The organism is Cryobacterium sp. Y82 (genome assembly GCF_002929495.1).
GTDB classification, from domain to species: domain Bacteria; phylum Actinomycetota; class Actinomycetes; order Actinomycetales; family Microbacteriaceae; genus Cryobacterium; species Cryobacterium serini.
Genome location: NZ_PJJJ01000030.1, coordinates 21,068 through 32,736, shown reverse-complemented (window position 1 = coordinate 32,736; position 11,669 = coordinate 21,068). Strand labels below are relative to the sequence as shown.

Annotated in this window: 11 protein-coding genes; 6 read left to right on the top strand and 5 right to left on the bottom strand. The window is 64.7% G+C overall.

All coding sequences use genetic code 11. The annotated features are described in order from the left end of the window. Window positions 1-119: 119 nt before the first annotated feature. Window positions 120-623: an Lrp/AsnC family transcriptional regulator gene (locus tag CXY70_RS07185; protein WP_104191706.1), complete on the bottom strand. Its 504-nt coding sequence runs from the start codon at window positions 621-623 to the stop codon at window positions 120-122. A gap of 295 nt (window positions 624-918) precedes the next feature. Here CXY70_RS07185 and CXY70_RS07180 point away from each other — a divergent pair, with 295 nt between their 5' ends. The 4 genes from CXY70_RS07180 to CXY70_RS07165 are packed head-to-tail and all read left to right on the top strand — an operon-like array spanning window position 919 to window position 4,008. After that, window positions 919-1,890, top strand: a complete 972-nt coding sequence (locus CXY70_RS07180) for a thiamine pyrophosphate-dependent enzyme (protein ID WP_233205817.1) — start codon at window positions 919-921, stop codon at window positions 1,888-1,890. After that, complete coding sequence (locus CXY70_RS07175; RefSeq protein WP_104191704.1) at window positions 1,883-2,917, top strand: alpha-ketoacid dehydrogenase subunit beta; 1,035 nt, start codon at window positions 1,883-1,885, stop codon at window positions 2,915-2,917. Before CXY70_RS07180 ends, CXY70_RS07175 begins: the two co-directional genes overlap by 8 nt. Further along, on the top strand, window positions 2,910-3,239 hold the full coding sequence (locus CXY70_RS07170; protein ID WP_104191703.1) for a biotin/lipoyl-containing protein: 330 nt from the start codon (window positions 2,910-2,912) through the stop codon (window positions 3,237-3,239). Before CXY70_RS07175 ends, CXY70_RS07170 begins: the two co-directional genes overlap by 8 nt. After that, window positions 3,229-4,008 (top strand): alpha/beta fold hydrolase, encoded by a 780-nt coding sequence (locus CXY70_RS07165; RefSeq protein ID WP_104191702.1) that lies wholly within the window; start codon window positions 3,229-3,231, stop codon window positions 4,006-4,008. The genes CXY70_RS07170 and CXY70_RS07165 overlap by 11 nt, the downstream gene beginning before the upstream one ends. Window positions 4,009-4,092: 84 nt before the next feature. Here CXY70_RS07165 and CXY70_RS07160 read toward each other — a convergent pair whose 3' ends face one another. From CXY70_RS07160 to hisC, 4 genes are all read right to left on the bottom strand, one after another. After that, window positions 4,093-4,884: an ABC transporter ATP-binding protein gene (locus CXY70_RS07160; RefSeq protein WP_104191701.1), complete on the bottom strand. Its 792-nt coding sequence runs from the start codon at window positions 4,882-4,884 to the stop codon at window positions 4,093-4,095. Between the two features lie 7 nt (window positions 4,885-4,891). Continuing rightward, window positions 4,892-5,806 carry an ABC transporter permease gene (locus tag CXY70_RS07155; protein WP_104191700.1) on the bottom strand — a complete coding sequence of 305 codons (915 nt, stop codon included), beginning with the start codon at window positions 5,804-5,806 and terminating at the stop codon, window positions 4,892-4,894. 32 nt (window positions 5,807-5,838) lie between these two features. Continuing rightward, on the bottom strand, window positions 5,839-6,834 hold the full coding sequence (locus CXY70_RS07150) for an ABC transporter substrate-binding protein (RefSeq protein WP_104191699.1): 996 nt from the start codon (window positions 6,832-6,834) through the stop codon (window positions 5,839-5,841). Window positions 6,835-6,901: 67 nt separating this feature from the next. Continuing rightward, window positions 6,902-7,969: a histidinol-phosphate transaminase gene (gene hisC, locus CXY70_RS07145; protein ID WP_199183395.1), complete on the bottom strand. Its 1,068-nt coding sequence runs from the start codon at window positions 7,967-7,969 to the stop codon at window positions 6,902-6,904. A gap of 268 nt (window positions 7,970-8,237) precedes the next feature. Between hisC and CXY70_RS07140 the strand changes: the two genes are divergently transcribed. Both CXY70_RS07140 and CXY70_RS07135 read left to right on the top strand, forming a co-directional pair. Further along, window positions 8,238-10,400: an ATP-dependent Clp protease ATP-binding subunit gene (locus CXY70_RS07140; protein ID WP_104191697.1), complete on the top strand. Its 2,163-nt coding sequence runs from the start codon at window positions 8,238-8,240 to the stop codon at window positions 10,398-10,400. Between the two features lie 45 nt (window positions 10,401-10,445). Then, window positions 10,446-11,495, top strand: a complete 1,050-nt coding sequence (locus CXY70_RS07135; RefSeq protein WP_104191696.1) for a zinc-dependent alcohol dehydrogenase family protein — start codon at window positions 10,446-10,448, stop codon at window positions 11,493-11,495. Window positions 11,496-11,669: the final 174 nt, after the last annotated feature.

Below are 11,669 nucleotides of genomic sequence, written 5' to 3'. Positions count from 1 at the left end.
GGTGAGGGAGCTCCGTAAGAAAAAGGGACCAACCTCTATTATCTCACGGGAGCCTGAAGGGCCCCGCTCAATGTGAGGTGTCACGGGGCTGCGGGGTGGAGCGCGCCACATATCCTGAATTAGCCACCAAAACCGGCCGGTGCGGCGGCGGTGGGAGTGGCGGCGGTGGCCTGCAGGAGGGCCAGGGCCTGCGCTTCAATGTGGGTCTGCAGCACGATCACGCTCGACGAGCGCACGACCGTCTGCGTTGCGACGATCAGGTCGAGAACGCGCTGCACGTCGGCGTTCGACCGGGCGACGACCCGGGCCAGCATGTCGCTGTCGCCGGAGACCGTGTGCAGTTCGAGGATCTCGGGAATCTTTGCAAGGGCCGCGACGACAACGGCGTGGCCGGAATCCTGCCGCACGGTGAGTGAGCAGTAGGCGGTGACCGGATAGCCGAACTCGCTCGGGTTGAGCATGGGCGCCCACGATTTGATCACCCCGCGGCTCATCAGGCGGTCGAGGCGGGCCTGCACCGTGGCCCGCGCAACTTTTAGTCGCCGCGAGGCCTCGAGGACCGAGAGCTTGGGCCGTTCGCAAAACAGGGTGACGAGGCGGGAATCCAAAGAATCGACATCCATGGGCGTGACCTTTCGTGTGCCGGCGGAGCTGCGTTGCTGCGCCGGGCCGCTTTACCGAACAGCGTTGTATACCAATTGTAGGGTGTTTGGTGCAAAGAGCACACAAATATTCGCAGACTGTGCACTCTAATTAGTCACTGTGGCAGACGCTCGGCAAAGTCACTAACTTTGCTGTAGCCCGCCCGAACACCTATTAGAAGGAGCCAGCATGGCGCCTCGCACCCTGGACACCCTTCCTCCGCGAACAGCGGATGCCGGAGCTCCCGGCCCGGATCAGCTCCGCGACCTGTACCGGATGCTGTCGAACGTGCGGCAGCTCGACACGGCGGCGGTCGCCTGGCAGCGGCAGGGCCTCATTCCCGGCTACGCGCCCATGCTCGGCCAGGAGGCCGCCCAGGTCGGTGCCGGCGCCGTCGTGGACACAACCCGGGACTTCGTCTTTCCGACCTACCGCGAGATGGGCGTCGCCTACACGCTCGGCGTGAACATGGTCGAGTACATGTCGACGCACAAGGCGATCTGGCATGGCGGGCTCTACGATCCGGCCGTCACCCACTTCGCACCCTTTCAGGCGGTCGTCGGGGGATCCGTACTGCACGCGGTCGGCTGGGCGCACGGCCAGACCCTGAACGGTGCGTCCACTGTCGGGCTCGGCGTCGCCCTGGCCTTTCTCGGCGATGGCGCAAGCTCGCAGGGTGATGTGCACGAGGCCATGAACTTCGCCGCCATTTTGACGGCGCCGGTGGTGTTCTTCGTGCAGAACAACGGTTGGGCCATCTCGGTGCCGACCGAGCAGCAGGTGGCTGGCGGTTCGGTCGCCGCGCGCGCTGCGGGTTACGGTATGCCGGCCGTGCGGGTTGACGGCAACGATGTGCTCGCCGTACTCGATGCCACCCGGCGTGCCGCCGCCCACGCCCGGGCCGGCCTCGGCCCGGTCGTGGTTGAGGCCATGACCTATCGGCGCGGTCCGCACTCCACGAGCGATGACCCCGGCCGCTATCGCACCCTGGATGACGAGAAAATCGATGGCGGAGAAGACCCGCTGAGCCGGTTCCGTGCGGTGCTGCTCGAGCGCGGCGTGGCCGATGCGGCTTTCTTCGCCGAGGCCGACGCGCAGGCCCAGACACGGGCCGACGAGATCCGCGACGGCGTCGCAGCCCTTACCAGCCGGCCCGGCAGCGAAATGTTCGACTTCGTTTTTCAAGAATCAACCCCGACGCTCGGCGCCCAGGAACGCCAGTGGAAAGAGGAATCCGAGCATGTCTGAAGTCCTTGAAGGTGTGCGGAAGACCGCGCCAACCCCGCTCGTGCAGCTCTCGATGCAGCAGGCCATCAACCGGGCGCTCGGTGAGATTCTCGAGCGCGACGACCGCGCCCTCATCTTCGGTGAAGACGTCGGCGTGCTCGGCGGTGTTTTTCGGGTCACCGACGGTCTGCAGCAACGTTTCGGCGCGAACCGGGTGTTCGACACCCCGCTGGCAGAGTCGGGCATTCTTGGCACTGCGATCGGGCTGGCCATGGCCGGGTTCCATCCCATTCCCGAAGTGCAGTTCGATGGCTTCGCCTACCCGGCCGTGAACCAGATCATCACGCAGCTCGCCCGCATGAACTATCGCAGCCGCGGACGCCTGCCGATGCCGGTCACGCTGCGGGTGCCGAGTTTCGGCGGCATCCGCGCCCCTGAGCACCACGGCGAGAGCCTCGAATCGCTGTTTGCACACGTGCCCGGGCTCAAGGTTGTCTCACCGTCCAACCCGCAGCAGGCCTATCGCCTGCTCAAGCACGCTGCCTCGATGCCAGACCCGGTGATCTTCATGGAACCGAAGGCGCGTTACTGGAACAAGGCCGCGGTCGACCTGACTGATGACCAGGGCAGCGTTTCCCTCGAGGGTTCGGTGATTGCCCGGCCGGGCAATCACGCCACCCTCATCGCGTGGGGCGCCATGGTTTCCCGCTGCCTGCAGGTCGCGGAGCTGGCCGCGGAAGACGGCATCGAACTCGAGGTGCTCGACCTGCGCTGGCTAAAGCCGATCGACGAGGCGGGGCTGGCGGCATCCGTTTCGCGCACCCGTCGCGCCATCGTCGTGCACGAGGGGCCACGCACCAATGGCCTCGGTGCCGAGGTCGCGGCGCTCGTTTCGCAGAGCTGCTTTGACACGCTGCGGGCGCCGGTTGAGCGAGTGACCGGCTTCGACGTGCCGTACCCCTCTGGCGATCTCGAAGACGAGTACATCCCGAACATTGATCGAATTCTCTTCGGAGTTCAGCGAGTATTGGAGTACCGCCGTGGCTGAAATATCATTTCCACTGCCCGACCTCGGCGAGGGGTTGCTCGAAGCGACCGTACTCGAATGGCTCGTCAAGGTGGGCGATCAGGTCGAACGCAACCAGCCCTTCGTCGAGGTCGAAACGACCAAGTCGTCGGTCGAGCTGCCCTCGCCGATCGCAGGCATTGTGCTCACGCTGCACGGCAAGCCTGGCGATGTCGTGCTCGTTGACAGGCCGCTGATCACCTTCGCGGTCGCCGACGATTCCGCCGGCATTGTCGGCACCGTGCCGCAGGAGGCCGCTCCGAAGCGCCGTGTTCGTCTCTCGGTCGTGCTCGATGAGGACTGACCTCGCCAGCACCCTGCACTGGCAGCAGCACGAGCCCGCTCTCGACGCTGGCCGCGCCCCGGTGCTGCTCGTGCACGGCTTCGCCTCGTCGACCGCACTCAATTGGGAGGCCACCGGCTGGGTGCAGGGCCTCAACAACGCCGGTCGGCGCGTGCTCACGATCGACCTGCCCGGTCACGGCGAGAGCCACGCCCCGCTCGAAACGGATGCCTACGCCCCCAGCCGCCTGCGCGCGGCCGTTCTCGAGGTGCTCGCGCTGGCTGGCGCTCGAACCCGTGAGACCGGCAACCCCGCCTCCGGCGTCGACCTGGTCGGCTACTCGCTCGGCTCACGCCTGGTCTGGGAACTCGTCGCCGAACGCCCCGACCTGTTTAATCGCGCGGTGCTCGGTGGAATGAGCGGCGAGGATCCGCTCGCCGACTTCGACCTCGATGCGGCCGACCGGTTTCTCGCCGATTTCAGGGCGATCGCGCACGAGTCGACCGCGTCCCTGATGACCCTGATGCAGCTCGCACCTGGTGCCAATACCCCCGCCCTGCTTCGGTTGGTCGCTGCGATCAAGGCGGAACGGTTCGAGCCGGGCGCATCCGTTCCTGTCCGGCCGTTGCTCTTTGTGACCGGCGACCGCGACGTGCTCGCGACCGGAACCGCCGAGCTCGCGGCGCTCGCCGCTGATTCTGAGGTGCTGTGGTTGCCCGCCCGCACTCACACCAACGCGGTGAGCTCCCGCGCCTTCAAGCAGGCCGCGATCGAGTTTCTCGCCCGCTGAGCCACTAAACCGCTAGACCACGAAAACGCCGATCCGGCCTGCGCTGTGACGCCGTCCCGGGTCGGTGTGTTTCGGCGTCGCCAACTACCCGAGCAGCGCCCGGTCATCGAGCGAGGCACCCTTGATCTTCGCGAACTCGACGAGCAGGTCTGGCACCGTCATGGTGGCCTTGCGTTCGGAGTCGACGTCGAGAATGATCTGGCCTTCGTGCATCATGATGAGCCGGTTGCCGAGGCGCAGCGCCTGTTCCATATTGTGGGTGACCATGAGGGTGGTCAGGTGGTGCTTCTCGACGATGCTCTCGGTGAGAGTCGTCACCAGTTCGGCGCGCTGCGGGTCGAGGGCGGCCGTGTGCTCGTCGAGCAGCAGAATGCGCGGCTGGGTGAAGCTTGCCATGAGCAGCGACAGCGCCTGGCGCTGGCCGCCCGAGAGCAGCCCGACCCGGGCCTTGAGCCGGTTTTCGAGGCCGAGTTCGAGTGAGAGTAATTCCTCACGAAAGAATGCGCGGCGCTTGTGGGTGACGCCCCAGGACAGTCCGCGCCGCTGGCCGCGGCGCAGCGCGAGTGCGAGGTTTTGTTCGATGCTCAGGTCGGGCGCGGTGCCTGCCATGGGATCCTGGAACACCCGGCCGACGTGCGCGGCGCGCGCGTAGTCGGGCATCCGCTTGACGGAACTGCCATCGATCGACAGGTCGCCGGAATCAATCGGCAGCTTGCCGCTGATCATGTTCAGCAGGGTGGATTTGCCGGCGCCGTTGCTGCCAATGACGGTGACGAAATCACCGGTTTTTAGCTGCAGTGATACGTCGTTGAGGGCAACGCGTTCGTTGATTGTGCCGGGAAAGAAGGTCTTGGTGATGTTCTGGATGAGCAGCATGAGACTCCTAGTTGGCCTTGCTGTAGTTGGCACTGCCGGCGGTGACGGAACGCATCTGGTGCAGCGAGGGGATGCGCTTCAGGACGCCCCAGCGCGGCAACAGCAGCGCTGCGACGACGAGTAGCGCCGAGATGAGCTTCATGTCGTTTGGGTTGAGGCCAGCGCCGAGGGCAAAAAAGATCACCAGGCGATAGATGACGGCGCCGCCGATGACGGCGAGCGAGGCGAGGAAGATGGTGCGCCGCCCGAAGACGGCTTGGCCGACGATGACCGAGGCGAGCCCGACCAGAATGAGGCCGATCCCCATGCTGACGTCGGCGAAGCCCTGGTACTGCGCAATGAGCGCGCCGCACAGCGCGACGAGCCCGTTGGAGATCGCTAGCGTGAGAATCGTCGTGCGGTGCGTGTTGACGCCGAGACTGCGAATCATCTGCTCGTTGTTGCCGGTCGCCTGAATCGACAGACCGAGGTCGGTGCTGAGGAACCAGTCGATGGCGAACTTGATGATGAGGGCGGCGACGGCGAAGATCAGGATGCTCCAGGCTCCGCCGAGCAGACCGGCGTCACGCAGCGGCGTCATCATGGTGTCTTCGCGCAACAGGGGCAGGTTGGATTTGCCCATGATGCGCAGGTTGATCGACCACAGCGCGATCATGGTCAGGATGCCGGCGAGGAGACCGTCGATGCGCCCCTTGGTATAAAGCACACCGGTGACCAGACCGGCGACCGCTCCCGACGCCGCCCCGGCGAGGGTGGCGAGGGGAGCCGGCACACCATTGATGATGAGCGACGCGGCTACCGCGGCCCCGGTCGTGAAACTTCCGTCGACGGTGAGGTCGGGAAAGTTGAGGATTCGAAACGTCAGGTAGACACCCAACGCCATGATTCCGTAGAGCAGGCCGAGTTCGAGAGCCGCATTCATCTGGTTATTCCTTCGGGTATGAGGGGCGGCGGCTATTCGATGATTCGGTCGGCCTTGGCGATGAGCTCCTCGGAGAGGCTCACTCCCATGCGCTCGGCAGCGGCCGGGTTGAGGATGAACTCGATCGTGTCGAGGGTCTCGACCGGCATGTCGGCCGGGTCTTCGCCGTCTTCGAGGATGCGGATGGCCATCTGGCCGGTCTGGTAGCCGAGGTCGGTGTAGCTGATGCCGTAGGTCGCGATGGCGCCACGCTCGACCTGGCCGTTTTCGGCACCGAACAGCGGAATCTGGTTCGACTCGGAGTACTGAATGACGGCTTCGAGGCCCTCGGTGACGCGGTTGTCGGTGGGAATATAGATGGCGTCGACATCGCCGAGCGATACGGTGGCCTGGGCGACCTCGCTTGAGTTGGTGACGGTGGCTTCCTTGATGGTCAGGCCCAGGTCTTTGGCCGCCTCCTTGGCGAGCTCAACCTGCACGTCGGAGTTGACCTCGCCCGAGCTGTAGATGATGCCGACCGACTGGGTGTCGGGTAAAATCTGCTGGATCAGTTCGAGCTGTTCCTTGACCGGGTTCAGGTCACTAGTACCACTGATGTTGCTGCCCGGCTTCTCCCAGCTCTCGACCAGTCCGGCTTCTTCTGGCTCGGTCACGGCGGTGAACAGCACCGGAATGTCAATGATCGTCTGCGCGGCGGCCTGCGCGGTGGGCGTGGCGATCGCCAGCACGAGGTCGACCTTGTCGGCGGCGAACTTCGCAGCGATGGTGCTCGCGGTTGCCTGCTCGCCCTGCGCGTTCTGCTCGTCGAACTCAATGTCGGTGCCCTCGACATACCCGGCGTCCGCGAAAGCCTTCTTGAATCCCTCCCGGGCGTCATCGAGAGCCTGGTGCTGCACGATCTGGCTGATGCCGATCGTGATCATCTCGTCTGCAGTGGATGCTGTCGGCTCGCTCCCCGCGCAGCCGCTCAGAGCGAGGGCGCCCGCGGCGACCAGGGCGAGGCCGGATAAAGATCTGGTGTATTTCATGCTAGAAATTCTCCTTTGAATTTATGCTGGTACGGCACGCAGGAATCTGCGGCCGGACGGTCAGGGGCTAGACGGTTGCGGGCGCGAGGGCGGCTGCCGCGGCGACCAGGAATCGGTCGTTTTGCTCGGCCGTGCCGATCGTCACGCGCAGTCCCTCGTTGGGGAAAGCCCGGACCAAGATGCCTCCGGCGATGAACGCGGCGTCCACCCGGTCGGTGTCGTCGCCGGTGCGCAGCCAGATGAAGTTTCCCTGCGAATCGGTGACGCGCCATCCGCTCGCCCGCAATACGGTCAAAACCCGGGTGCGTTCGGCGACAATCTGGTCGATGCGCACGGTCAGTTCGGCCTCCGCGTCGAGGGAGGCGAGGGCTGCGCGCTGGGCGAGCGCGGTTACGCCGAACGGCAGCGCCACTCGGCGCAGGTTCGCAGCAACCGCGGTCGGCGCGATGGCGTAGCCGATGCGCAGACCGGCCAGGCCGTAGGCCTTGGAGAAGGTGTGCAGCACGGCCACGTTGGGGTAGCGGCGAAAGAAGTCGATGCCGACGGCGGAGGACGCGTCACGGTTGAAGTGCACGTAAGCCTCATCGACGACGACCAGCACGTTCTCGGGTACCCGCGCCAGGAACGTGTGCAACTCGTCGATGGTGACGAAGGCGCCGGTTGGATTGTTCGGATTGCAGACCAGAATGAGCCGGGTCTGCGGGGTGATCGCGTCGGCCATGGCGTTCAGGTCGTGGCGTTCATCGCTCGTGAGAGCGATCGGAACGGGCGTCGCTCCGGCGACCTGCACCAGGATCGGGTAGGCCTCGAAGGATCGCCAGGCGAAGATGACCTCGTCGCCGGCTCCGGCGCTCGCGTGGATGATTTGGGACAGTACCTCGACCGAGCCGGCGCCGAAGGCCACGTTTTCGACCGGCACGTCGAACCGCGCCGCGATGCGGTCGGTGACCTCGGCCACGGCCATGCTCGGGTACAGGTGGATCTCCCCAAGAGCGGACGCGAGGACCGCAGTCACCGAGACGAGCGGTGGGAACGGGTTCTCGTTCGAGGACAGTTTGAATGCTCCCGAATCATCCGCTGCGGCGCCCTGCTTGTAGGCGGGCAGCCTGCTGATGGCTTCGCGTTGCTGCACCATAATCTTTCAACCTCACTCGTAACCGGGTGCCAGACATGCTCGGCGAGTAAAGCGTCGGCAATGACGGGTCTGGTTCAAAGCGTAGTGATGTAGCAGAAGTTTGACAATTCGACTAATCAGCACGTCACAAACTGCACTATCTGACTGGTGCTCAGCGGGCTGTGCCGAACAAGTTGTCCAGTTTTGGAATTTTCGGTGGCCTATTTCGACTGTCGGCCGCGGGGGACTAAACTTGAGCCAGTAAGGCTCAACTTTGGAGGAGACAGCGATGCAAGCCGGTCAGCGACCACCGCAGCAAGACGCCAAGACGGCCCTCGAATTGTATGGGGTGAATCTCACCGACATTGCCCGCAGCGGCAAGCTCGACCCGGTGATCGGGCGTGACGCCGAAATTCGCCGGATCAGCCAGGTACTCACCCGGCGCACCAAGAACAACCCCGTGCTGATCGGAGAACCCGGCGTCGGCAAGACGGCCGTGGTCGAGGGGCTGGCCCAGCGCATCGTGGCCGGAGACGTCGCCGACTCACTCAAAGACAAGCAGTTGGTCTCACTTGACCTGGCTGCCCTCGTGGCCGGTGCCAAGTATCGCGGCGAGTTCGAGGAACGGCTCAAGGCCGTGCTCAAGCAGATCAACGACGCCGACGGGCAGATCATCACCTTCGTCGACGAACTGCACACCCTGATGGGCGCTGGTGGCGGCGAAGGCTCCGTGGCGGCCAGCAATATGCTCAAGCCCATGCTCGCCCGCGGCGAACTGCGCCTGATCGGCGCCACGACGCTCAACGAATACCGCGAATTCATCGAGAAGGATGCCGCGCTCGAGCGCCGCTTTCAGCCGGTGCTGGTCGACGAACCATCGGTCGAAGACACCGTGGCCATTCTGCGCGGGCTCAAGGAACGCTATGAAGCTCACCACAAGGTGACGATCGCCGATTCTGCCCTCGTGGCCGCGGCATCCCTCTCGAATCGCTACATCACCGCCCGCCAGCTGCCCGACAAGGCCATCGACCTTATCGACGAGGCCGCGAGCCGGCTGCGTATGGAGATCGATTCCTCCCCGGTGGAGATCGACGAACTGCGGCGCAGCGTCGATCGGCTCAAGCTCGAAGAGCTCGCTCTCAAGAAGGAGAAGGACGAGGCCTCGAAGGCACGTCTGGTGAAGCTGCGTGGTGATCTGGTGGAGCGCCAGGCCACCCTCAAGGAGTTGCAGGCGCGCTGGGACAGTGAGCGGGCCTCGTTGAACCGGGTCGGCGAGCTGCGCGAGCGGCTCGACGCCGCCCGCATTGAATCTGACCGGGCGCAACGTGAGGGAGACCTCGAGAAGGCGTCCCGGCTGCTCTACGGAGACATTCCGGTCATGGAGCGGGCACTTGCCGACGCCGAGAAGGAAGAATCCGTCGGGCCGCGTATGGTGAACGACCAGGTCGCGAGCGAGGACATCGCCGCCGTGGTCGCCGCCTGGACCGGCATTCCGGTCGGCCGCCTGTTGCAGGGCGAAACCGATAAACTGCTCAACCTCGAAAACGAGCTCGGTCACCGCCTGATCGGCCAGAAGCGCGCCGTGCGAGCGGTCGCCGATGCTGTGCGGCGTTCGCGGGCCGGCATCTCCGACCCCGACCGGCCGACCGGATCCTTTCTATTCCTCGGCCCGACCGGTGTTGGCAAGACCGAGCTGGCCAAGGCGCTCGCCGAGTTTCTGTTCGACGATGAAAAAGCCATGGTGCGCATCGACATGAGTGAGTACGGCGAGAAGTTCTCGGTGTCCCGCCTGGTCGGAGCGCCTCCGGGCTATGTCGGCTACGAGCAGGGTGGCCAGCTGACCGAGTCAGTTCGGCGTCGCCCCTACTCGGTGATTTTGTTCGACGAGGTGGAGAAGGCACACCCCGAGGTGTTCGACGTGCTGCTGCAGGTGCTCGACGACGGCCGCCTCACCGATGGCCAGGGACGCACAGTGGATTTTCGCAACACCATTCTCGTGCTCACGTCGAACCTCGGGTCGCAGTTTCTGGTAGACCAGAGCCTCTCGGTGCAACAGAAGGAAGACGCCGTGCAGGCGCTCGTGCGACAGTCCTTCAAGCCCGAGTTCGTCAATCGGCTCGACGACATCGTGGTTTTCTCCTCGCTCACGACCGACGAACTCGGCGAGATCGTCGAACTCGACGTCGACCGTTTGCAGAAGCGGCTCGCCGAGCGCCGGCTGGAACTGGCCGTGACACCGGATGCCCGCCGCTGGCTGGCCGAGCGTGGTTACGACCCGATCTACGGCGCTCGTCCCCTGCGACGCCTAATGCAGCGTGAGATCGACGACCGCCTGGCCCGGGCGCTGCTCTCCGGTGATATTCGTGACGGTGACACGGTACTCGTGGCGCTCGCCGCCGACGGTGACGCGCTCACCGTGGTATCCGCTCCGGCCCTCGCAGCGAAAATGTGACTCGAAAGGGGGGTAGATCCGGGTTGGGCGGGTTAGGGTTTATCAATGAAAGCAACCGTGATTTATGGCGAACGCGATGTTCGCCTCGAAGAAGTTCCTGACCCTGTACTTTCGACCGGTGGCGACGCCATCGTTCGGGTGGTCGCGGCCTGCGTCTGTGGGTCTGACCTGTGGCCCTACCGCGGTGTGACAGCCACCAAGAAGCCGCACCGCATTGGCCACGAGTTCGTGGGCATCGTCGAGGAAATTGGCCCAGACGTTTCCACCATTAAGGTAGGGGATTTTGTCATTGCGCCGTTCTACGACTGCGACAATACCTGCGTCAACTGTCGCAACGGCGTGAGCTTTTCCTGCCTCCATCTTGTTCCGTGGGGCGAGAAAGACGACATGGGCGGCTTCGCCGACGGCGCCCAGGGCGAGCGGGTTCGCGTTCCCCATGCCGACGGTACGCTCGTGGCAACCCCCGAAGTACCCGATGATGCCCTGATCCCGGGACTCTTGACCCTCTCCGACGTGATGGGCACCGGACACCATGCGGCACTTTCGGCCGGCGTCACCGCCGGAAGTACCGTTGTCGTCGTCGGCGACGGAGCGGTCGGGCTCTGCGCCATCCTCGCGAGCAAGCGACTCGGCGCGAGCCGCATCGTCGCCATGTCCCGTCACGCCGACCGCCAGGCCGTGGCCCGCGAATTCGGTGCGACGGACATCATCGAAGAGCGCGGCGATGAGGGTGTTGCCGCCGTGCAGGCCATGTTCGACGGAATCGGCGCCGACTTTGTGCTCGAGTGCGTCGGCACCAAGGAATCCATGGATCAGGCGATCCGGTCAACCCGCCCCGGTGGGATGGTCGGCTATGTCGGCGTGCCCAACGGCGGCGCCGAGCTGCCCATCCGCTCGCTCTTTGGACGCAACGTGGGCGTAAACGGCGGCGTGGCATCCGTTCGCGGCTATATCGAGGAATTGCTGCCCGAGGTGCTTTCGGGCCAGATCAACCCCGGACGGGTCTTCGACCTGGAGCTTCCCCTGTCTGAAGTAGCCGAAGCCTACGCCGCGATGGACGAGCGCCGCGCCATCAAGGTGTTGTTGCGACCGTAGCCCTCCCACAAGAGCGAAAAAATGCCCGGTTGCCCCGTTTAAACGGTGGCTCGACTTTGGCGGGCGAATTCGGCCGTACCGGCCAGGTGGGTGCTTACAGCAGGCCGGCCAAGTCAATGTTCCCTTCGACCTCATTTGTGCCGGTGACGAGGTCGGCGCCGGCCTGCGAGTTAG

Bases quoted from the DNA above. Each gene is read 5' to 3' on its own strand.
- CXY70_RS07185 (WP_104191706.1), bottom strand. From the start codon at position 623: ATGGATGTCGATTCTTTGGATTCCCGCCTCGTCACCCTGTTTTGCGAA.
- CXY70_RS07180 (WP_233205817.1), top strand. From the start codon at position 919: ATGCTGTCGAACGTGCGGCAGCTCGACACGGCGGCGGTCGCCTGGCAG.
- CXY70_RS07175 (WP_104191704.1), top strand. From the start codon at position 1,883: ATGTCTGAAGTCCTTGAAGGTGTGCGGAAGACCGCGCCAACCCCGCTC.
- CXY70_RS07165 (WP_104191702.1), top strand. From the start codon at position 3,229: ATGAGGACTGACCTCGCCAGCACCCTGCACTGGCAGCAGCACGAGCCC.
- CXY70_RS07160 (WP_104191701.1), bottom strand. From the start codon at position 4,884: ATGCTGCTCATCCAGAACATCACCAAGACCTTCTTTCCCGGCACAATC.
- CXY70_RS07155 (WP_104191700.1), bottom strand. From the start codon at position 5,806: ATGAATGCGGCTCTCGAACTCGGCCTGCTCTACGGAATCATGGCGTTG.
- CXY70_RS07150 (WP_104191699.1), bottom strand. From the start codon at position 6,834: ATGAAATACACCAGATCTTTATCCGGCCTCGCCCTGGTCGCCGCGGGC.
- hisC (WP_199183395.1), bottom strand. From the start codon at position 7,969: ATGGTGCAGCAACGCGAAGCCATCAGCAGGCTGCCCGCCTACAAGCAG.
- CXY70_RS07140 (WP_104191697.1), top strand. From the start codon at position 8,238: ATGCAAGCCGGTCAGCGACCACCGCAGCAAGACGCCAAGACGGCCCTC.
- CXY70_RS07135 (WP_104191696.1), top strand. From the start codon at position 10,446: ATGAAAGCAACCGTGATTTATGGCGAACGCGATGTTCGCCTCGAAGAA.